Below are 279 nucleotides of genomic sequence, written 5' to 3' on the forward strand. Positions count from 1 at the left end.
CCGGTAACCCAGCTCCTCGCTGACCTGCAGCACCAGCGCATCCACCTGCAGGTCATGCTCGGCCTGGCGGCTGCCGGGTTCGTAGTGGTAGTAGCCGTCGCCACTCTTCTGGCCGAAACGACCCGACTCGCACAACCGGTTGTCGATCTGCACCTCGGGCGCATCCTGGCCCACACCGTCCAGTTGCCGGGCGCGCCAGCCCAGGTCGACGCCCACCACGTCATACATGCGGAACGGGCCCATGGCGAAACCGAACCCCTGCAAGGCGCCATCCACCTG

1 protein-coding gene is annotated in these 279 nt (G+C 67.0%); it reads right to left on the bottom strand.

All coding sequences use genetic code 11. The features are described 5' to 3' along the window. Window positions 1-279: 3-hydroxyacyl-CoA dehydrogenase family protein (locus SB725_RS30890; protein ID WP_410923184.1), on the bottom strand; the 279-nt coding region annotated here is incomplete at both ends.

Source organism: Pseudomonas sp. SIMBA_041 (genome assembly GCF_046535095.1).
GTDB lineage: Bacteria > Pseudomonadota > Gammaproteobacteria > Pseudomonadales > Pseudomonadaceae > Aquipseudomonas > Aquipseudomonas mucoides.